The organism is Curtobacterium sp. MCSS17_015 (genome assembly GCF_003234265.2).
Classification (GTDB): domain Bacteria; phylum Actinomycetota; class Actinomycetes; order Actinomycetales; family Microbacteriaceae; genus Curtobacterium.
The window spans coordinates 2,383,877-2,402,969 of the sequence record NZ_CP126256.1 but is presented as its reverse complement, the minus strand read 5'-3'; the positions used below and the strand labels follow the sequence as shown (position 1 = coordinate 2,402,969).

The following is a 19,093-nucleotide window of genomic DNA, read 5'->3' as shown; positions in this document are numbered from 1 at the left end:
GCGCGGTGGGTCAGCGGGGGAGCGTGGCGAGCACCTCGGCCGCCCGCTCGGCGTCCTCCGCCGACACGTCCAGGTGCGTCACCAGCCGGACCGTCGTCCGTCCGAGCCGCATGACCCGCACGCCAGCGGCCTCGGCGGCGGCGACGAACGCGGCCGGGTCGGACACCTGAGCGAAGACGATGTTCGTGTCGACGGTCTCCGGGTCGACGTCGAGCGCCGCCGCGAGCACCCGGGCGTTCGCGTGGTCCTCGGCCAGCCGGTCCACGTGCTCGTGCAGGGCGTGGCGGGCTCCCGCCGCGAGGATGCCCGTCTGCCGCATGCCCCCGCCGTAGCGCTTCCGCCAGATCCGCGCGGCCGCGATCCGCTCGGCCGTGCTGACGAGCACCGAGCCGACGGGTGCGCCGAGGCCCTTCGACATGCAGACGGAGACCGTGTCGAACCCGCTCGCGAGTTCGCGGAACGGGGTACCCGACGCCACGTGTGCGTTCCACAGCCGGGCACCGTCCAGGTGCAGCCCGATGCCGTGCTTGCGCGCGAACTCCTGCACCGCGCGGACCTCGCCGACCGGCTGCACGGTGCCCCCGCCGAAGTTGTGGGTGTTCTCGATCGCGATCGCCGTCGTCGAGACCGAGTACGCGCCGGCGTTCGGCTCGGCGATGTCGCGCACCGCGTCGGCCACGAGCAGACCGCGCTCGGACGCCCAGGTCCGGGTCGTGATGCCGGAGAACACGGCGGCGGCACCGAGCTCGGCGCGCACGACGTGGGCCTGCACGTCGGCGAGCAGTTCCTCGCCGGGACCGACGAGCAGCCGCAGCCCGAGCTGGTTCGCCATCGACCCGGACGGGGTGAAGAGACCGGCCTCGTGACCGAGGAGCTCCGCGACCTCCTGTTCGAGCGCCGTGGTCTCGGGGTCCTCGCCGAACACGTCGTCGCCGACCTCGGCCTCCACCATGGCGCGGCGCATCGCCGGGGTCGGACGGGTGACGGTGTCGGAGCGCAGGTCGATCACCGGACAACGGTAACCCCGACGACGGACCCGGGACGCACGGCCCGGCTACGGTGTGCCACATGCAGCCTCCCGCACCCGGAACACTCCGCATCCTGCACCTGTCGGACACGCACCTGACCGGTGACGGCTCCCTGCACCAGGGCACGGTCGACACCACGGCGGCGCTGACGGCCCTGCTCGACCACGTGGACGGGATCGAGGGCGTGGGACTCGTCGTCGTCTCCGGCGACGTGTCCGAGGACGGTTCGCCGGAGTCGTACACGACGGCCCTCGACACGGTCGGCGGATGGGCGGAACGACACGGTGCCGCCTTCGTGACGGTGCCGGGCAACCACGACCAGCGCGCCGGGTTCCGCCGCGTCCTGTTCGACGGGCACGTCCTCGGCGACGGCGGCGGACCGCTCATGCACACGATGGAGCACCACGACCCCTCGGTCCCGGTCCGGGGGCAGTCGCTCGTGGCCGGTCGCCGGATCGTCACCGTCGACACGAGCGTCCCCGGAGCCGGGTACGGGGAGCTGTCGACCGCGGCCCTGGACCACCTCCGGTCCGCGCTCGCCGAGCCGGCACCGCACGGATCGGTCGTGGTCCTGCACCACCCGCCGCTGCCCGCGCCCACCTCACTGCACGACGCCCTGAAGCTCCGGAACCCGGAGGACCTCGCCGGCGTGCTCCGCGGCACGGACGTCCGGGTCGTGCTCGGCGGGCACTACCACCACCACTTCGCCGGGTCGCTCGGGGGCGTCCCGGTCCTCGTCGCACCCGGGGTCGCGAACGACAACGACGTCGCGGGCCGGTACACCGAGGAGACCGCGCTCATCGGCACCGGTGCCCTGGTCGTCGACCTCGCCGAGGACGGCTCGACGTGGTCGACACCGGTCCGGCTGCCCCGACCGGATGCCGACCGGCGAGCGCTGCACCTCGACGCCCGGTCCGCCGCCCGCATCGCGGAGGCGTTCGGTCCGTCCTGACCGACGGCGTCGGCCTGCTGGCGGTCGGGCGGGTGTGGCCCGCCCGGGGCGAGGCGCGTGGCGGCCCCGTCCCGGGCCTCCCGGCCGGTCCCTCCCTGCGAGTCCCCCAAGTCCGCGGGCACCGACACGGCTGCGGCGAGTAGTACGGACGCACGACGTCTCGAGGAGGGTGACATGCGAACCGGTAGCGCAGTCCAGTACGAGCGGTACGGCGACTTCGACGTGGTCGAGGTCGTGTCACAGGAACGGCCCACGCCCGGACCCGGCGAGGTCCTCGTCGAGGTCATCGCGGCCGGCCTCAACCACATCGAACGCTTCCTCCGCGAGGGCAAGCTGCAGGACCACATCCAGGTCGACTTCCCAGCCCGTCAGGGCGTCGACGTGGCCGGGATCGTCCGGGCACGCGGCGACGGCGTGAAGGACCTGCGCGTCGGTGACGAGGTCATGGGCCACGCCCCCGAGGGCGGCTCGCACGCCACCTGGGTGGTCGTGCCCCGTGACGCCGTCGTCATCAAGCCGACGCACGTGGGGTGGGAGGTCGCCGGCGGGCTCTACCTGGCGGGCTGCACCGCGGTCGACGTCGTCCGGAAGCTCCGGCTCGGCCCGGACGACACCGTCGTCATCAGCGCCGCCGCCGGTGGTGTCGGTCACATCCAGTGCCAGCTCGCCCGCGACGCCGGCGCGACCGTCATCGGGCTCGGCAGCCCGCGGAACCACGACTACCTCCGACAGATCGGCGTCCTGCCCGTCGCGTACGGCGACGGTGAGGAGGCCCGGATCACCGAGATCGCGGACGGCCGACCCGTCACCGCGTTCATCGACAACCACGGTGACGACTCCGCGCACGAACTCGCACTCCGGCTCGGTGTCGACGAGAAGCGGTTCGTGTCGTCAGAGGCCCGGCGTGACGCCGAAGTCCGATTCCTCCGTGCCCCGGCGTCCGACCCGGAGGCGAAGGAGCTCGTCCTCTTCCTGGCGAAGGCCGTCGAGGACCGCCGCGTGCAGGTCCTCATCTCGGGCTTCTACCCGTTCGAGTACATCGTCGACGCGTACGAGGACCTCGCCGAGATGCACTCCCGCGGCAAGGTCGTCGTCGGCATGCAGCCCGTCGAGACCGGAGCCCGACAGGACTGGTACCGGTCCGAGAAGGCTCGCGACCTGCGCGACCGCTACGCCGAGGAGAAGGCCGACGGCACGCTCGGGAGCGGCTCCCCGGCCGCGCGCGGCGCCGACTGACGTCGCACCCTGCTGCCGGCCCGGGGCGCCGTTGCGCACGCTCCGTGTGCGGTCGTGACTAGCTGAGGATGTCCTTGCTCGCGAAACGACCGTAGGCCAGGGCGCCGAAGACGACCAGGTACCCGAGCTGGAGCAGCGCGTTGCTGCCGAACGAGTCGAACGAGATCGGGTCGCGGAGCAGGTCCCCGAAGCCCAGCCACAGGTGCGAGAACAGGAACGGGTGCAGCCAGTCGAGCTGCGGGAGCTGGTCGAGCACCTGTGACGCGCCGGCCAGGACCACCGTCGCCGCCATCGCGCCGACCGGCACGTTCGTCAGCGTCGAGGCGAACAGACCGATCGCGACGAGGCCGAGCATCGACAGGGTGACGTAGAGCGCGAGCAACACAGCCCTGCCGGCGGAGGACCACCCGTCGACCTGGGTGCCCGAGAGCAGCGTCACGGGGCCGATCGGGAACAGCGCCGCGCCGATCGCGGCCCCGACGAGCACGACGAGCAGGGTGGCGGCGAGGCAGAACGCGATCGCTCCGGCGGTCTTCACGAGGATGAAGCGCACGCGCCCGGTCGGGGCGACGAGCAGGTACCGCAGGGTGCCGTGGCTGGCCTCGCCCGCGACGGTGTCCCCGGCGACGACCCCGACCGTGAGGGGCAGGAAGAGCGGGATCGACACCGTCAACGCGGTGAACGACACGAAGAGCCCGTTGTTCGTGATGTCCCCGAGGAACGCCGGTCCCCCGTCGTCACCGTCCGTGGTGAGCCGGACCGCGACGGCGATGAGGACCGGCACGAGCGCGAGGGCACCGAGCATGGCCCAGGTGCGGCGACGGCGGAACACGAGCGCCAGTTCCGAGCCGAGGAGCGCGAACGGTCGGTTCCGCCGCACCGGTGACGGCCGCCCGCCCGTGGTGTCGGCCGGCGCGGTCGCACGACCGGGGTCAACCAGCGACATCGAATCCCTCTCCGGTGAGTGCGACGAACAGGTCCTCGAGGGTGCCGCCGCCGACCGCGAGGCCGCGGACCCGGACGTCGGCGCGGACGAGTTCGGCGGTGATGGTCTCCGGGGCGACGTCCGCGGTGAGGTCGGCGACCAGGACGTCCGAGCCACCGTCCCGACGCGGTTCCAGGCCGAGGCGGGTGAGGACGACAGCGCCCTGCCCGACGTCGGGTGTACGGACCGTGACGGTCCGGGCGCCGGCGGCCCGGAGCTCGTCGAGCGGCCCCTGCGCCACGAGCGAGCCGGTGCGCATGACGGCGGCGTGCGTGCAGACCTGCTCGATCTCGGCGAGGAGGTGGCTCGAGACGAAGACGGTGGTGCCGTCGTCGGCGAGCGAGCGGATGAGGTGCCGGACCTCCCGCGTGCCCTGCGGGTCGAGGCCGTTCGTCGGCTCGTCCAGCACGAGGAGTTCACGCGGGGACAGCAGTGCGTTCGCGAGGCCCAGACGCTGCTTCATGCCGAGCGAGTACGCGTGCGCCTTCTTGTCGGCAGCGTGGGTCAGCCCGACCCGGTCGAGGGCGTGCGCGACACGGTCCTTCCGGGTGCGCGGGTCGGAGGTCGGGTCGGCGGCGTCGAAGCGGGACAGGTTCGCCCGCCCGGACAGATACGGGTAGAACGCCGGTCCCTCGACGAGCGCGCCGACCCGGGGGAGCACCGAGTGCAGCCCGCGCGGCATCGGTTCGCCGAGGACGTCGATGGAGCCGCTCGTCGCGCTGGACAGCCCGAGGAGCATCCGGATCGTCGTCGTCTTGCCCGACCCGTTCGGACCGAGGAACCCGAACACCGATCCGCGGGGTACGGCGAGGTCGATGCCGTCGACGGCACGCTGCTTCCGGAACACCTTGCGGAGACCGGTCGTGCGGATCGCGAGCTCCGTCGTGCTGTCGGCCGTGCTCGCGCTGGCGAGAGCGGTGTCCGTCCCGGTCGTCACTTCGCCGCGGCGACCAGTGCCGCGACCGGCACCGCGCCCGCGAGGACCCGGCCGTCGTCCGTCAGGTACACGGAGACGAGCGAGGTCTGCACGGCACGACCACCGGCGACCGAGGTCGTCAGCTGGTCGAGGAGGCCGGCGGCGTCCGTCCCGAGGCCGGCCTGGTCGGCGGTCCCCGCGGGGAGCGTCACGACGGTGTCCCAGCCGCTGCCGGAGACCGTCGCTCCGGCGTGTTCCGCCCCGTCGTGGCCCGCGCTGCCGTCGGCGTGGCCGGTACCGGGGTCGACGTCGGAGAGGTCCTTCGTGGTCACGTCCGCACCGCTCGGCGGCGTGAAGTCGAACAAGCGGGACGCCGGAGCGCCGTAGTCGAGGCTCGTGAAGCCCACCTGGAACGCCGGGTCGTCCTCGCCCGCAGCGGTGACGGCGGCGCGCAACGGCAGGCCGGTCTGCTGGTCGACGGCGAGCTGCACGGTGCCGACGAGGGTGTCGGAGGACTTCGGCGTGAGGGTCAGCAGCCATGCGTCGTGTCCGGCGACCGAGGTCGCGACCGGCTTCGACACCGTGGTGGTGGGCGTGATGGCGTCGATCGCACGCTCGGCGACCTCGGTCGGGGTGGTGGTCCCGCTGCCCGGCGTCTCGTCCGTGCGGCTCGGGAGCGTCACCCGCGTCGCCGTCCGTTCCTCGGAGTCCCAGGTCCACACGGTGTCCCCGTTGCGGACGAGGTCCTGCTCGGCGAGCTGCTCGGTCACCTGGATGCGCTGCTTGTCCGCACCGTCGACGTAGACCCTGGCGGTGTGCGACGCGGTCAACAGCCCGAGTGCGTCCGACGCGTCGCCCTCGAGGGACGAGCCGCCCGAGCCGCTGGGCAGCTCCGGGAGCCCGAGGTCGCTCGACTGCGAGAGCTTGCCGGAGTACTGCGCGTCCGAGGACTCCGCGATGCTGGCGATGACCGCGGCGGCGGTCGGGTCGTTCCCGGCGACCGGGGTGGTGGCGGCGCCGGCCAGCGCGGGGGCGGCGACGGCACCGGCGACGACGACGGGTGCGATGACCGCCGGCAGCCAGACGGACTTCTTCATGGGACTTCCCCTCGGTCGAGCATCGGACTCGCGGTCATGCGTCGCGGGTCGGGAGCACGGTACGTCCGAGAACCGACAGAACGCTGTGCTCCGGCCACGTCCGGTGGCCGGAGCACAGCGGGCGTCGGATCACGCCGTCGGGCGCTCGTACGACCGGATCACGTCGACCTTCTCGGCGCTCGACGACGTCGGGTCGAAGGTGTACCCGAGCCACTCGCGCACCAGACGACGAGCGAGCTCGGTGCCGATCACCCGCTGCCCGAGGCACAGCACCTGCGCGTCGTTGGACAGTACGGAGCGCTCGACGCTGAAGGGGTCGTGTGCGGTGACGGCCCGGATGCCCGGGACCTTGTTCGCGCTGATCGCCACGCCGAGCCCGGTCCCACAGACGAGCAACGCCCGGTCGGCGGACCCGGAGGCGACGAGTCGGGCCGCCTCGACGGCGACGTGCGGGTAGGGAGTGTGGCCGTCGGCGTCGACCCCGACGTCGACGAGGTCCCGGACGCGGGGGTCGACGGCGAGGTCGGCGCGGAGGACCTCCTTCAGGGTGTGGCCGGCGTCGTCGGACCCGATGACGATGCGGAAGCTCATGCGTGGACTCCTTCGGAGAGGACCGCGGGAGCGGCCTCGGTGGTGGTGGTGGTGTCGGACTCGGTCGCCCGGTCGGGGTGGACCCGGGCGGGACGGGTCAGGACCTCGCCGAGACGGGTCAGGACCATCGCCATCGAGACCGCCCCGGCGTCGGGGGTGCCGATGCTCTTCTCGGCCAGGGGGCGGGCGCGACCGACACGCGGGGTGAGTGCGGCCGTCGCCGCCGCTCCGGCCCGTGCGGCGCGGGCTGCGGTGGTCCAGGCCTCGGGGAGCGGGATGCCCTCGGCCACCGCGGCGTCGAGTGTCTCGACGAACGGCAGCAGGGCGTCGAGCAGGGTCTTGTCACCGCGCTGCGCCCGCCCGAGTCGGACGATGGCGTCCGCGAACGCCCGGGTCGCCTCGACCAGGCGCGGCGGGGTGACCTCGTCGACGTCGTCGCCGAGCGACGCGCCGAACGCCTCGAGCGCGGCGCCCCAGAGCACACCCGAGGTGCCGCCGGCCTCCGCCGCCCAGGCCTCGCCGGCACGGCCGAGCAGGAACCCGACGCCCGCTGACGCGTCCGTGCGCTCGACTGCCCGTCGGGCCGCGCCGACGCCCTTCACCATCCCTCGGCCGTGGTCGCCGTCACCGGCGACGGCGTCGATGCGGCCGAGCTCGAGTTCCTGGTCGCGGAGCAGCCGGTCCACCGCGGCCACGGACACCCGGACCGTGTCGGCGGCCAGCCGGGAGGCCGGGGTGGCGTCCGGCACGACGGTCGCGGTGTCCGCCGCCTCCGTCACGGCGGCCGCGGGGACGAGGGCCGCGACGGGCGCGGCCACCTTGCGGTAGGCCGGGGCGTACGCGTCCGCGCGCCAGAGTCGCTCGAGCTCGTCGTCGAGCCACTGCAGGGTGAGGGAGCACCCGCCCATGTCGAGGCTGGTGACGAGTTCGCCGACCTCGGGCTGGACGACGTCGAGACCGGCCCGTTCGAGGAGCGGTGCGATCCGGCCCCAGAGCAGGAAGAGCTCTTCGTACTTCGTGTCCCCGAGCCCGTTGAGGACGGGGGCGACCCGCCCGCCGACCCCGGCACCCGTCGGGCGCTCGGTGAGCAGACGGTCGACGAGCAGCTCGGCGAGCGCCCGTGCCGGCAGGAGCGGGACGTCCCGGATGCCGGGCTCGCCGTGGATGCCGAGACCGAGACCGAGGTGCCCGTCCGGCACGGTGAACAGCGGGCGCTCGGCTCCCGGCATGGTGCAGCCGGAGAAGGCGACGCCGATGGTCCGGGTGCGCTCGTTCGCGCGGTTCCCGATGCGCTCGACCTCGTCGAGGGAGGCGCCCTCGGCCGCGGCGGCGCCCATGGCCTTGCAGACGGCGAAGTCGCCCGCGATGCCCCGACGCCGCTCGACCTCGTCCGCCGAGGCGACGTCGTCGGTGACCACCACGATCCGGGTGTCGATGCCGGCCGCACGGAGCCGTTCGGCCGCGATCCCGAAGTTCATCGTGTCGCCGGCGTAGTTGCCGAAGGACAGGACGACCCCGCGGCCCTGGTCGGCAGCCTTCGCGACCGAGTACACCTGGGCGGCTGACGGTGACGTGAAGACGTTGCCGACGACGGCACCGGTGGCGAGTCCTGGTCCGACCAGGCCGCTGAACGCGGGGTAGTGGCCCGAACCTCCGCCGACGACGACGGCGACCTGCGGATCGGAGTCGGCCGTCGGCAGGGTCACGACACCGCCGGTGACACCGCGGACGCGGTCGGCGTACAGGGCGAGCCAACCGGCGAGCTGGTCCTCGGCGAACTCGTCGGCGTCGTCGCAGATGGTGGTCATGTGTGGTCCTCCTCGAGAGACGGATGGGTGGAACGGAACGGGTCAGGTGGCGTCGCGGCGCGCAGGGGCTCTCTCGATCGCAGGAGTATCTGACATCGGGTATGTTACCCACTCATGCCCACGTCTCCGAACCACCACCCATCCACCACGACGGAGGAGTTCGCCGCCGCACTCCGCCCCGGACCGGAACGCCTCGACCACGGCAACCCGTTCTCCGGTCGCGTCGCGGTGGTCACCGGCGCCGCGTCCGGCATCGGCAACGCGGTCGCGCACGCCCTCGCCGACCGCGGGGCCCGGGTCGCCGTGCTCGACGTCCGCGCCGACGCCTCGACCGCTGCCGCCGACGCACTCGCCGGCTCCGGGCACCTCGGCACCGCGTGCGACGTCACCGACCAGGACTCGGTCGAGCGGGCGGTCGCCGAGGTCGTCGACGCCACCGGCCGCATCGACGTCCTGGTCAACTGCGCGGGCATCGTCGCGCTCGCACCGGCCGAGGAACTCGGTGCCGACGCCTGGGCCCGGACGCTCGCGGTGAACCTCACCGGCACCCACCGCGTCACGCAGGCGGTCGGTCGCCACATGCTGGCCGCGGGCCACGGTCGTGTCGTGACCATCGCGTCGCAGGCCGCGCACGTCGGCATCGACGGACATGCCGCCTACTGCGCGTCGAAGGCCGGGGTCCTCGGGCTCACCCGGGTGCTCGCGCTCGAGTGGGGGCGCCGTGGCGTGACCGTCAACACCGTGTCGCCGACGGTCGTGCTCACCGCGCTCGGCCGCTCGGCGTGGGCGAACGAGGCCGGGCTCCGCCACCAGGACGAGATCCCGACCGGTCGGTTCGCGACGCCGGACGAGATCGCGGCGGCGGTGCTGTTCCTCGCCGGGGAGTCGGCCGCGATGGTGAACGGTGCGGACCTCCGGGTGGACGGGGGGTTCACGATCCGGTAGGGCGCCCGACGCTACGATCGCGGTGTCGTCCCGGCGTCCGCCCGACGACGTCACCCCGGGAGGCCCGCGCTCGATGTCCGTCCCAGCCCCGTCCGGCCCGACACCTGCCGGCGACCCCGCGTCCGACGACACGACGCCCGCCGACACCGCTCGCGGCGACGCGTCGTCCGGCACCGCACGGGCGGGCAGCGTCCCGCCCGAGCATGCCGTGGCCGCACCGGACGCCGGTCGCTCGCGCTTCCCGCTCGACACCGTGTACCAGGCGGCTCGGATGTACTACCTCGAGGACGCCACCCAGAGCGAGATCGCGTCTTGGCTCGGCGTCTCCCGCCCGACCGTGAGCCGCCTGGTGTCCGAGGCCCGACGCGCCGGTCTCGTCCGGATCGAGGTCGTCGACCCGTTCCAGGACGAGACCGTCGCCCTGGCCGAGCGGTTGCGCGTGGTGCTCGGGCTGCAGGCCGTGTACGTCACCGCAGTGACGCACGGGGCGACCCTGGGCGTCGACCTCGCCGAACCGGTGGCCGCCGCGGTCGAGGGGATGGGACTCGTGCCGGGCGACGCCGTCCTCATGTCGTCGGGCAGCACGGTGCACGCCATCGCGCACGGCGCGATGCCCCCGATGCCCGGCGTGCAGCTCGTCCCGACCGTGGGGGGCCAGGCCGACCCGAACCAGTGGTTCCAGACCAACGAGATCACCCGCGCGGCCGCGGAGCGGTCCGGGGCGATCCCGGCTTTCCTGTTCGCGCAGGCGCTCCCGTCGGAGGCGCTCCGGGCCTCCCTGGACGAGGACCCCGCGTTCCAGCACGTCGTCGGCCTCTGGGGGCGGGCGAAGGGGGCGATCCTCGGGATCGGCGCGCCGGTCGTGACCCGGGACGCGATGGCCCGCGGCCTGCCCGTCGACGACGCCGTGTTCGACCGGGCGACGGGCGACGTCTGCCTGAACTTCACCGGTCCCGACGGCGAGGCCATCGAGTTCCCCGGCAGCGAGCGGATGGTGCGGACCTCTCGTCAGGTCCTCGCCGCGGTGCCGCACGCGGTCGGCGTGGCCGTCGGCGCGGTCAAGGTCCCGAGCATCATCAGTGCGGTGCGGGGCCGCCTCGTGAACGAGCTGGTCACCGACGCGGCGACTGCCCGGGCGTTGCTCGACGCGCTGGCCTGACGGACGCCTTCGACCCGCCGACCGGCGGGGAGGCCCGGATCACTCAGCGAGCGTGCTGCACGTCCCACAGGTGGTGGACCGGATCGTGGGCGTAGTAGACCGCGAGCGTCGCGACCGTGAAGCCACTGCCGTCGGAGCGGCGTCCGGTGCGGTCGAGCTGGTCGTCGCGGACGGCGGTGAAGGCGTGCGCTGCCCGACGTGCGGCGGCCTGCAGCTCCTCGGCGACCGTCGCGGGGTCCTGCTCGCCGTACCGTTCGTCGACGGCGGTCGCGTCCTGGTCCCAGTTCGGGAAGAGCGGATCGTCCTCGGCGAGCATCAGCTCGAGGCGCTCCGTCATCTTCCGGTGGACGTCACGGACGTGCGCGCCGTACTCCAGCGGTGACCAGGTCGCGTCGTCCGGGCGCTCCCGCACGTCGGGTCGGCGGAGTTGCTCGGGCCACCCGTCCGAGTTCGCGTCGATGACCGCCGGCACGTCCCGGATCGTCACCGCGCTGCCGTCGAAGCCGCAGTCCGGGCACGCCGACTCGATGACCCAGGTCCAGTTCTTCGTGTCCGGTTCGATCGCCACGGCCAGAAGTTACCAGGCTGTGACCGAACGTCCCGATCGGCAGCGGGCTGCTGATCGACGTGGCACTCGTCCGGGGGGCAGCGTGCAACCTGGCAGTCTCCGCTGGATGACATGGCAGTCGATCGGTAACGTCGTCGGCTGTTGCTTCCAGGCCGGAACGACCGGCCTGACGACCTGAGGAGATGTGGATGGGTTCCGACCCCAGCAGTACCGAGCGCCCCGACACCCGGAACGACGGATCCTCCGCGAGGCGTGAGCGCAGACCTGCTCGTCGGCTCCGCGAGAGCGACGTCACCGTGGTCGACAAGGGCATGATGCGCCGAGCGGTCGGCGGCATGGTGGTCGGCAACACGATGGAGTGGTACGACGTCGGCGTCTACGGCTACCTCGCCGTGACGATGGGGCGGGTGTTCCTGCCCGAGGCGGAGCCCGGGGTGCAGATCCTCTTCAGTCTCGGGGTCTTCGCGGCGACCTACATCGCGCGGCCCCTCGGCGGGATCGTCTTCGGCCGGCTCGGCGACCGGATCGGACGGCAGAAGGTCCTGGCCACGACGCTCATCATGATGGCCACATCGACCGTGCTCATCGGCGTACTACCCGACTACGCGCTCGTCGGAGCGGTGGCACCGGTGCTGCTCGTCGTGCTGAAGCTGCTGCAGGGATTCTCGACCGGCGGTGAGTACGCCGGCGCCACCACGTTCATCACCGAGTACGCGCCCGACCGTCGCCGCGGGTTCTTCGCGAGTTTCCTCGACCTCGGCAGCTACATGGGCTTCGCGCTCGGCGCAGCGGTCGTCACGGGCCTCCAGGTCGGGCTCGGCGAGGAGACGATGACGGCGTGGGGCTGGCGTCTGCCGTTCCTGCTCGCCGGTGTGATCGGGGTCGTCGCGGTGTACTTCCGCCTGCGCATCGAGGAGTCCCCGGTGTTCCAGGCGACTCAGGCGGCGCAGGAGGCATCCACCGAAGCCCGTGCCGACGCCGAGGGACGCCCGGCCTCGGTGTTCGCGATGGTCCGGCAGTACTGGCGGCCGATCGTCATCGCCGTGATGCTCGTCGCGGCGTCGAACACCGTCGGGTACGCCCTGACGTCCTACATGCCGACCTACCTCACGAACTCGCTCGGCTACTCCGCCATCGACGGCACGCTGCTGACGATCCCGGTGCTCGTGCTCCTCGCGCTCATGCTCCCGTTGACCGGTCGTCTGTCCGACCGCCTCGGTCGCCGCACCGTGATGTGGATCGGCGCTGCGACGACCATCGTGCTCGTGCTGCCGGCGTTCGTGCTCATCGGTGTCGGTGAGCAGTGGTCGACGCTCCTCGGCCTCGCGCTGCTGGCGCTCATGACCGCGCTGTGGGTGTCGAACCAGGCGGCTTCGCTGCCCGCGCTCTTCCCCACTTCGACGCGCTACGGCGGGATGGGCTTCGCCTACAACATCGCGATCGCGGTGTTCGGCGGGACGACGCCCCTCATCGTGCAGGCGCTCCTCGACGCCACGGGTGACGACCTCGCGCCGGCCTACTTCCTCATGGCCACGAGCGTCCTCGGCGCGGTTGGCGTGTTGTGCATGAAGGAGTCCTCGCAGCGCCCGCTCCCGGGGTCGATGCCTGCGGTGGAGACCAGCCACGAGGCACGTGAACTCGTCCGCACGCAGGACACGAACCCGCACCTGGACCTCGGCGATCTGCCCTTCGGTGTCGTGGACGCGGCGAAGCCGGAGCCGGCGGCCGATCGAGGTCGCTGATCCGGGCCGCGCAGCCGCCGTCCTGCCGCCGCTGGGCCGTCACTCGCCGCGGTCCAGCGCCGGCCAGACCGGGAACGGGTCGGCCCAGGAGCGCCAGAGGCCCGGACCCGCCAGCAGCTCGGTCGGGGTGATGAGCGCTCCGTCGAGGGCTCGTGTGACGCGGTCGACGTCCAGGTCCTCGCCGACGAACCACAGTGCCTGCCCGATCGGGGCGTCCTCGTCCCAGGACGGGTTCGCGGTCGGGTCGAGGGCGAGCATCGCGCCGACGCTCGACCAGGAGCCGACGTGGTCGGGTCGGGAGGCGAGACGGAAGAAGCCACGGGACCGGAGCACCCGGCCGGCCGGTCCGGCGGCCAGGTCGTGTTCGACGACGTCGGCGAGCCGGGCCGGGTGGAACGGCAGCGGGTCCCGGTACCGGAAGGAGACGAGTCCGTCGAGCGTGCGTGGCCGGACCTCGTCCGCGCCGCTCGACAGGGCGCGCATCCACCCGGCTCCACCCGCCAGTACCCGTGCCGCCCCGCCGTTCGAGGCCGGCAGGTCCTCGGCGGTCCGCACCCGGGCGTCGGCGAGGACCACGGCCTGCGGTGCGCACCGGTGCACCAGGGCGACGAGGGCGCGTCGGCGCGCGGGCGGTAGCCGCTCGGTTCGGTCCAGCACGATGACGGTCGCGTACTCGACCAGCGCCGCGAGCCGCTCCCCGGCAACGAACGCGTCGTCGACGCCGGACCAGAGCAGGTGCTCGACCTCGTCGGCACGCAGGACGGACACCACGTGCCGGAGCACCCGGTCGTCGCCGGTCTCGGCCCGGGCTGCGTTCGCGAGCATCATGCCGACGGCCCGCGCATCGGTACCGACCGGCAGGGTGACGACCAGCGAGTGTCGGGCACCGGGGCCGCAGACGTCACCGAGGCGCTCCGCCCGGTCCGCGATCGTGCGGGCCGCGGCCAGCGCGCTGCCCGGGGCGTGCAACCGGTGGCCGTCGGACAGGCGCGCGGCGATGCGGGCGGCGTCGACGTCGTGGAGTGCGGAGACGAGGGTGATCGGGGCGACGGGCATGTGCAGTATGGTAGATGAAAACAGTTCTCAACAAGGAGGTCCGGATGAAGGTCCGCAACTCGCTCAAGGCGCTCAAGAAGATCCCCGGCTCGCAGGTGGTCCGGCGGCGCGGGCGCGTCTACGTCATCAACAAGAAGGACCCGCGCTGGAACACCCGGCAGGGCTGACCCCGGGGGTGGTCCGTAGGGTGAGGCCATGCGACTCCTGCTCGTCCGCCACGGACAGACCCCCGCCAACGTGACCGGCCTGCTCGACGCCGAGGTGCCCGGGCCCGGCCTGACCGACCTCGGGCAGGCGCAGGCCGACGCGCTGCCCCGCGCACTGGGGGACCGGGGCATCGAGCGGCTCTTCGCCTCCACCATGGTGCGGACGCAGATCACCGCGGCTCCGCTCGCGCGGGCGCTCGACCTCGAGCCCGTGGTGCTGCCGGGCCTGCGCGAGATCGAGGCCGGCGACCTGCAGGGCAAGCGCGACACGGTGTCGGTCCAGAGTTACCTGGCGGCGGCGTACGCGTGGGCCGCGGGCGACCGGGACGAACGGATGCCGGGCGCCGAGGACGGGCACGCCTTCTTCGGCCGCTACGACGACGCCGTGCGGCAGATCGAGGCGACCGGTGCCGAGGTGGCCGCCGCGTTCAGCCACGGGGCCGCGATCCGGATCTGGGCCGCGGTGACCGCGCAGAACGTGCCCGACGACCTCGGCCGGAACCGGCACCTCGAGAACACCGGCGTCGTCGAGCTCGAGGGTTCCACCGAGGACGGCTGGCGCTTGGTGGACTGGGCCGGCGAGCCGATCGGCGGCGACGACCTCGCCGACCTGGGCGCGCAGGACCCGACGGGCGAGCGGTTCTGACGGGACCGGGCTCCAGGGAACGCGACGAGGGCGGCCCCACGCGACGACGTGTCGTCGCGTGGGGCCGCCCTCGTCGCCTGTTGCGGAAGGGGTCAGGCGAGCTGCGACGCGGACGTCAGCGGCACGATGACGCCGTGCGACTCGCGGAGGACGTCGAGCGTGCGCTGCACCTCGTCGGCGCGCTCCTCGGTCGTCCAGTCGAGGGTCTCCGCCATGACGTCGGCGAGCTCGTCGAGCAGGTCGATCGTGACGCCACCGACGAACGCGAGGTTCGTGCGGCGGAGCACCACGTCGGCCAGGTGCACGGCGTGCTCGTGATCGGCGAAGTACCGGACCTCGGCGCGGGTGAGCGCCGCGTCGGACTCGAGCGGCTCGACCGGTCCGGTGACCAGCGCGTCGACGACCTCGGCGGCACGGGTGCCGTAGCGGTCGAGCAGGCGGTCGACCGTCTCGGACGCGAGGCCGTCACGGTGCGACTTGATCCACAGCGCACGCTGCCCGTCGGTGGTCGGGAAGTCCTTGCCACCACCGATCGGCATGCCGGTCGTGTCGACCTTGCGGGTGATGCCGAGCTTGGTCGTGATGTCGGTCGACAGGTGTGCGGCGAGGGCGCGGAACGTCGTCCACTTGCCACCGACGAGCGACAGGACCGTGGTCTCCGGCAGGCCGGCGATCGGGGTGTCGACGATGCGGTAGTCACGCGACACGAACCCGGGGGCGGTGTCCTCGTGGCGGGGGAGCGGACGGATGCCGGAGTAGCGGTAGACGATGTGGTCGCGGTTCAGCTCGATCTGCGGGAAGACGTGCTTCACGAGGCCGAAGAAGTAGTCCACCTCTTCCTCGGTGCAGACCGCCGGCTCGGACGGGTCGGCGTCGATGTCGGTCGTGCCGATCAGGACCCGGCCCTTGAGCGGGTAGATGAGCACGATGCGGCCGTCGTTGTTCTCGAAGAACAGCTCGCGGCCCTTCGTCGCCTCGAGCAGCTCGGGGTTGTCGACGACGATGTGCGAGCCCTTGGTGCCGCCCATGTACTTCGTCTCGCCGCCGAACGCCTCGTTGGTGAGGTCGGTCCAGGGGCCGGAGGCGTTCACGACGACGTCCGCGGTGAACACGAACTCCTCGCCGGTCTCGCGGTCGCGGAGCAGGACGCCTCCGTCACGGCTGCCGGCGGCCTCGACGTAGTTGGTCGCACGGGCGGTCGCGTCGGCACCGGTGCCGGTGCTGGCGGCCAGGCCGTCCTTGAGGACGTCGAGGGCCAGGCGCTCCGGCTCGTGCACCGAGGCGTCGTAGTAGGTGCCCGTGTACTTGAGGTCGCGGTTGAGGGCCGGCATGTCCTCGAGCGCGGCCTTCTTCGTGCGGAAGACGTGCTTCGGGACCGAGCCGCCGTCGCGCGAGAAGGAGTCGTAGATCGTCATGCCGATCTTGATGAGCATGGCGCCGCGCTCCTTCGTGGAGCGCTGCTTGTGCGTCAGCATGCGCAGCGGGGCGTTCATGATGCCGGAGAAGGTGGAGAAGATCGGCATCGTCGTCTGCAGCGGCTTGACGTAGTGCGGGGCGATGCGGATGAGGCCGTTGCGCTCCTGCACGCTCTCGCGCACCAGGCGGAACTCGCCGTTCTCGAGGTAGCGGATGCCGCCGTGGATCATGTGGCTCGACGCGGCCGAGGCGCCGGAGGCGTAGTCGCCGCGCTCGACGAGGGCGACGTCGACGCCCTGCAGGGCGAGGTCACGGAAGGTGGCGATGCCGTTGATCCCGCCACCGACGATGAGGACCTGTGCGTTCGGGCGTCCGGTGAGGGCGGTGACCGTGTTCCTGGGCTGCGTCTTCTTCGACATGGTCGTTCGCATCGCTTTCTGAGGTCGATTCGTTGGTACTCCACCGATCGTGCGCTCGTCGGAACGTGTGGGCAACTTCCGTGCACAGACGTGCAGAACGGTTGTCGCGCCTGCTGTCGGTGGCGCGTCAGGGCGGACAGGAGGCCCGGACGAGGTTGCAGAGGCGGTGCACGTACGTGCATGCTCGGTTCCATGAGCGACGCCGCCCAGCCCGTGCGCACCCAGCAGGCCCTGCGGGCCGCGCACCTCTACTACCTGCAGGACCTCACGATGGACGCCATCGCCGACGAGCTCGGGACCTCCCGGTCCTCGGTGTCCCGTCTGCTCAAGTACGCGCGGGACACCGGGCTCGTCGACATCCAGATCCGCTCGCCCCTCGACCAGGCCGCCGCGCTCAGCCGGAGCATCCGCGCGCGCTTCGGCGTGCACGCGCACGTCGTGCCGGTGCCCGACCACACGAGCGACGTCGACCGCCTCGAGCGGGTCGCACTGTCCGCCGCGCGGATCCTCACGCAGTACATCGAGTCGAACATGGTCATCGGCATCTCGTGGGGCTCGACCGTCAGCGCCGTCAGCCGGTACCTCGTGCCGAAGACCACGCACGGCTCCACCGTCGTCCAGGTGAACGGCGCCGCGAACACGCGGACCACGGGCATCGTCTACGCGTCGGAGATCCTCCGGCGCTTCGGTGAGGCGTACGGCGCCCTCGTGCAGCAGTTCCCGGTGCCGGCGTTCTTCGACGACCCGGCCACCAAGGCCGCGCTGTTCCGCGAGCGCTCGATCCGGCGCGTCCTCGACCTGCACGAGCGGATGGACCTCGTCGTGTTCGGCGTCGGCGCCCCGCAGGCACCGGTGCCGTCGCACGTGTACTCCGGGGGCTACCTGGACCCCGCCGACCAGGAGGAGCTGCGCGAGGCCGGCGTGGTCGGTGACGTCTCGACCGTGTTCTACCGGGCCGACGGGTCGTGGAAGGACATCGGCGTGAACGCCCGGGCCGGGGCGCCGGACCTCGACACGGTCAAGCGTGCACCGCGCCGGATCTGCGTCGTCGCCGGACGGGGGAAGGCCGCCTCGCTCCGCGGCGCGCTGGCTGCCGGGCTCGTGACGGACCTCATCCTCGACGAGAGCGTGGGGCAGGCGATCCTGCAGAACTGACCGGCGGCGGCCGGGGGCCCCCGGATCTGGGGTGGGCCTTCGGGGGTGGATGTCGGAGGCGTCGCGTACGGTCGGAGCATGGTGCTCACTCCCGATGCCGGTCCCTCCGTGTCCGCTCCGCCCGTCGGCGTCGAGCGGGCCGACACCCGGTCGTACCGGCGACTGGCGGGCACCGACATCGACCACGCCATGGCGTTCTTCACCTCGGACTACGACCTCAAGGCACCGCTCATCCGGCGCACCCACGCCGGCACCCAGTGGGACTTCGCCGGCGTCACCGACGAGCGGATGTCCCTGCGCACCTCACACTTCGGGGTGGACCTGCGCAGCCAGAGCCAGTCGGACGACTTCATCGTCGCGTGGCTCCGGAGCGGCAGCAGCACGATCACGTTCAACGGGCGCTCCGTCGACCTCGAGCGGGGCGTCCCGGTGGTCCTGCCGTCGGAGACCTACGACCTGCACCACCGGGACATCGGGCTCAACCTCGTGCACCTCGACCGCTCGTTCGTCACGAGCCTGGTCGGTGACGACACGTTCTCGTTCGAGCCCCTCGAGCGGCCGGACGCCGACGGCATGCGGCTGTGGGAGGACACCGTCCGGCGGCACTCGCCGACCTGGCTCCAGGTGGAGTCACCGTTGTCGGCCGCTGCCCGTCGGGACATCGCCGAGTCCTTCGCGAACGCGGCGCTCCGGGCGTTCCCCCGGCGCAGCACCTGGCGGGCGGCGGTCACCGGCTCCGGGCCGGAACACCAGCGGCTCCGTCGTGCGCTCGACTACGTGCACGCCCACGCCCGCGAACCGATCGGCACGCCGGAGATCGCGGCGGCCGCGGGTCTCAGCCCGCGCGGCCTGCAGCAGTCCCTCCGCCGACACCTGGACCTGACGCCGGGCGAACTGCTGCGCTCCGTCCGGCTCGACGGGGCGCTCGAGGACCTGCGACGGGCCGAGCGTGACGAGACCTCGGTGGCGGACATCGCAAGGGGATGGGGGTTCGGCCACCTCGGGCGGTTCTCCGCCGCGTACCGGTCCCGGTTCGGGGAACTGCCGAGCGACACCCTGCGGACGCGCACCCGGCGCTGAGTCGCCCTTGTTCGGTGGGAGCGCTCCTCCACCGGTGGGATCCGAACCCCGTGGCACCGAACCGGCACCAGGCGGGTGATCGTTCGGT

18 protein-coding genes are annotated in these 19,093 nt (G+C 72.5%); 9 read left to right on the top strand and 9 right to left on the bottom strand.

The genetic code is table 11. The annotated features are described in order from the left end of the window. Positions 1-10 precede the first annotated feature (10 nt). Positions 11-1,009 carry a threonine aldolase family protein gene (locus tag DEJ18_RS11370; protein ID WP_111211118.1) on the bottom strand — a complete coding sequence of 333 codons (999 nt, stop codon included), beginning with the start codon at positions 1,007-1,009 and terminating at the stop codon, positions 11-13. Between the two features lie 59 nt (positions 1,010-1,068). Here DEJ18_RS11370 and DEJ18_RS11365 point away from each other — a divergent pair, with 59 nt between their 5' ends. After that, positions 1,069-1,980, top strand: a complete 912-nt coding sequence (locus tag DEJ18_RS11365; protein ID WP_111211117.1) for a metallophosphoesterase — start codon at positions 1,069-1,071, stop codon at positions 1,978-1,980. A gap of 174 nt (positions 1,981-2,154) precedes the next feature. After that, positions 2,155-3,216 carry an NADP-dependent oxidoreductase gene (locus DEJ18_RS11360; RefSeq protein WP_111211116.1) on the top strand — a complete coding sequence of 354 codons (1,062 nt, stop codon included), beginning with the start codon at positions 2,155-2,157 and terminating at the stop codon, positions 3,214-3,216. A gap of 58 nt (positions 3,217-3,274) precedes the next feature. On the opposite strand, the gene DEJ18_RS11355 is transcribed toward DEJ18_RS11360, so the two are convergent. The 5 genes from DEJ18_RS11355 to DEJ18_RS11335 form a co-directional block, all read right to left on the bottom strand. Further along, entirely contained in the window at positions 3,275-4,162 is an 888-nt protein-coding gene (locus DEJ18_RS11355) for an ABC transporter permease (protein ID WP_258376979.1), read from the bottom strand. Beyond that, positions 4,149-5,138 (bottom strand): ABC transporter ATP-binding protein, encoded by a 990-nt coding sequence (locus tag DEJ18_RS11350; protein ID WP_111082412.1) that lies wholly within the window; start codon positions 5,136-5,138, stop codon positions 4,149-4,151. Before DEJ18_RS11350 ends, DEJ18_RS11355 begins: the two co-directional genes overlap by 14 nt. Continuing rightward, positions 5,135-6,214: a LolA family protein gene (locus tag DEJ18_RS11345; protein ID WP_111211115.1), complete on the bottom strand. Its 1,080-nt coding sequence runs from the start codon at positions 6,212-6,214 to the stop codon at positions 5,135-5,137. The genes DEJ18_RS11350 and DEJ18_RS11345 overlap by 4 nt, the downstream gene beginning before the upstream one ends. 129 nt (positions 6,215-6,343) lie before the next feature. Next, on the bottom strand, positions 6,344-6,805 hold the full coding sequence (locus tag DEJ18_RS11340) for a ribose-5-phosphate isomerase (protein ID WP_111211114.1): 462 nt from the start codon (positions 6,803-6,805) through the stop codon (positions 6,344-6,346). Next, a complete protein-coding gene (locus DEJ18_RS11335; protein ID WP_111211113.1) occupies positions 6,802-8,613 on the bottom strand; it encodes a dihydroxyacetone kinase family protein in 1,812 nt (603 codons plus the stop codon). The genes DEJ18_RS11340 and DEJ18_RS11335 overlap by 4 nt, the downstream gene beginning before the upstream one ends. Before the next feature lie 114 nt (positions 8,614-8,727). On the opposite strand from DEJ18_RS11335, the gene DEJ18_RS11330 reads away from it, so the two are divergent. Then, complete coding sequence (locus DEJ18_RS11330; RefSeq protein ID WP_111211112.1) at positions 8,728-9,558, top strand: GolD/DthD family dehydrogenase; 831 nt, start codon at positions 8,728-8,730, stop codon at positions 9,556-9,558. Between the two features lie 73 nt (positions 9,559-9,631). Continuing rightward, positions 9,632-10,717, top strand: coding sequence for a sugar-binding transcriptional regulator (locus tag DEJ18_RS11325; protein ID WP_220034342.1), 1,086 nt, complete (start codon positions 9,632-9,634; stop codon positions 10,715-10,717). A gap of 43 nt (positions 10,718-10,760) precedes the next feature. Here DEJ18_RS11325 and DEJ18_RS11320 read toward each other — a convergent pair whose 3' ends face one another. Next, positions 10,761-11,285 carry a DinB family protein gene (locus tag DEJ18_RS11320; protein ID WP_111211111.1) on the bottom strand — a complete coding sequence of 175 codons (525 nt, stop codon included), beginning with the start codon at positions 11,283-11,285 and terminating at the stop codon, positions 10,761-10,763. A gap of 188 nt (positions 11,286-11,473) precedes the next feature. Here DEJ18_RS11320 and DEJ18_RS11315 point away from each other — a divergent pair, with 188 nt between their 5' ends. Further along, a complete protein-coding gene (locus DEJ18_RS11315) occupies positions 11,474-13,027 on the top strand; it encodes an MFS transporter (protein WP_111211110.1) in 1,554 nt (517 codons plus the stop codon). Positions 13,028-13,066: 39 nt separating this feature from the next. Here the strand turns inward: DEJ18_RS11315 and DEJ18_RS11310 are convergent, their stop codons facing one another. Further along, complete coding sequence (locus tag DEJ18_RS11310) at positions 13,067-14,083, bottom strand: GTP-binding protein (protein ID WP_111211109.1); 1,017 nt, start codon at positions 14,081-14,083, stop codon at positions 13,067-13,069. A 44-nt stretch (positions 14,084-14,127) separates the two neighbouring features. On the opposite strand from DEJ18_RS11310, the gene ykgO reads away from it, so the two are divergent. Together ykgO and DEJ18_RS11300 are read left to right on the top strand one after the other, a co-directional pair. Beyond that, positions 14,128-14,250: a type B 50S ribosomal protein L36 gene (gene ykgO / locus DEJ18_RS11305; protein WP_056224971.1), complete on the top strand. Its 123-nt coding sequence runs from the start codon at positions 14,128-14,130 to the stop codon at positions 14,248-14,250. Positions 14,251-14,278: 28 nt separating this feature from the next. Continuing rightward, on the top strand, positions 14,279-14,935 hold the full coding sequence (locus tag DEJ18_RS11300; RefSeq protein WP_111082419.1) for a histidine phosphatase family protein: 657 nt from the start codon (positions 14,279-14,281) through the stop codon (positions 14,933-14,935). A 92-nt stretch (positions 14,936-15,027) separates the two neighbouring features. Here the strand turns inward: DEJ18_RS11300 and DEJ18_RS11295 are convergent, their stop codons facing one another. Next, positions 15,028-16,770, bottom strand: coding sequence for a glycerol-3-phosphate dehydrogenase/oxidase (locus tag DEJ18_RS11295; protein WP_181434246.1), 1,743 nt, complete (start codon positions 16,768-16,770; stop codon positions 15,028-15,030). A 192-nt stretch (positions 16,771-16,962) separates the two neighbouring features. On the opposite strand from DEJ18_RS11295, the gene DEJ18_RS11290 reads away from it, so the two are divergent. Together DEJ18_RS11290 and DEJ18_RS11285 are read left to right on the top strand one after the other, a co-directional pair. Beyond that, complete coding sequence (locus DEJ18_RS11290) at positions 16,963-17,925, top strand: sugar-binding transcriptional regulator (RefSeq protein ID WP_111082437.1); 963 nt, start codon at positions 16,963-16,965, stop codon at positions 17,923-17,925. Positions 17,926-18,003: 78 nt separating this feature from the next. Further along, entirely contained in the window at positions 18,004-19,005 is a 1,002-nt protein-coding gene (locus DEJ18_RS11285) for an AraC family transcriptional regulator (RefSeq protein ID WP_111211107.1), read from the top strand. Positions 19,006-19,093 lie beyond the last annotated feature (88 nt).

Coding starts and splice junctions, on each gene's coding strand:
- DEJ18_RS11315 (WP_111211110.1), top strand. CDS start 11,474: ATGGGTTCCGACCCCAGCAGTACCGAGCGCCCCGACACCCGGAACGAC.
- DEJ18_RS11325 (WP_220034342.1), top strand. CDS start 9,632: ATGTCCGTCCCAGCCCCGTCCGGCCCGACACCTGCCGGCGACCCCGCG.
- DEJ18_RS11335 (WP_111211113.1), bottom strand. CDS start 8,613: ATGACCACCATCTGCGACGACGCCGACGAGTTCGCCGAGGACCAGCTC.
- DEJ18_RS11345 (WP_111211115.1), bottom strand. CDS start 6,214: ATGAAGAAGTCCGTCTGGCTGCCGGCGGTCATCGCACCCGTCGTCGTC.
- DEJ18_RS11285 (WP_111211107.1), top strand. CDS start 18,004: ATGGTGCTCACTCCCGATGCCGGTCCCTCCGTGTCCGCTCCGCCCGTC.
- DEJ18_RS11355 (WP_258376979.1), bottom strand. CDS start 4,162: ATGTCGCTGGTTGACCCCGGTCGTGCGACCGCGCCGGCCGACACCACG.
- DEJ18_RS11300 (WP_111082419.1), top strand. CDS start 14,279: ATGCGACTCCTGCTCGTCCGCCACGGACAGACCCCCGCCAACGTGACC.
- DEJ18_RS11365 (WP_111211117.1), top strand. CDS start 1,069: ATGCAGCCTCCCGCACCCGGAACACTCCGCATCCTGCACCTGTCGGAC.
- DEJ18_RS11330 (WP_111211112.1), top strand. CDS start 8,728: ATGCCCACGTCTCCGAACCACCACCCATCCACCACGACGGAGGAGTTC.
- DEJ18_RS11360 (WP_111211116.1), top strand. CDS start 2,155: ATGCGAACCGGTAGCGCAGTCCAGTACGAGCGGTACGGCGACTTCGAC.
- DEJ18_RS11295 (WP_181434246.1), bottom strand. CDS start 16,770: ATGTCGAAGAAGACGCAGCCCAGGAACACGGTCACCGCCCTCACCGGA.
- DEJ18_RS11290 (WP_111082437.1), top strand. CDS start 16,963: ATGAGCGACGCCGCCCAGCCCGTGCGCACCCAGCAGGCCCTGCGGGCC.
- ykgO (WP_056224971.1), top strand. CDS start 14,128: ATGAAGGTCCGCAACTCGCTCAAGGCGCTCAAGAAGATCCCCGGCTCG.
- DEJ18_RS11340 (WP_111211114.1), bottom strand. CDS start 6,805: ATGAGCTTCCGCATCGTCATCGGGTCCGACGACGCCGGCCACACCCTG.
- DEJ18_RS11310 (WP_111211109.1), bottom strand. CDS start 14,083: ATGCCCGTCGCCCCGATCACCCTCGTCTCCGCACTCCACGACGTCGAC.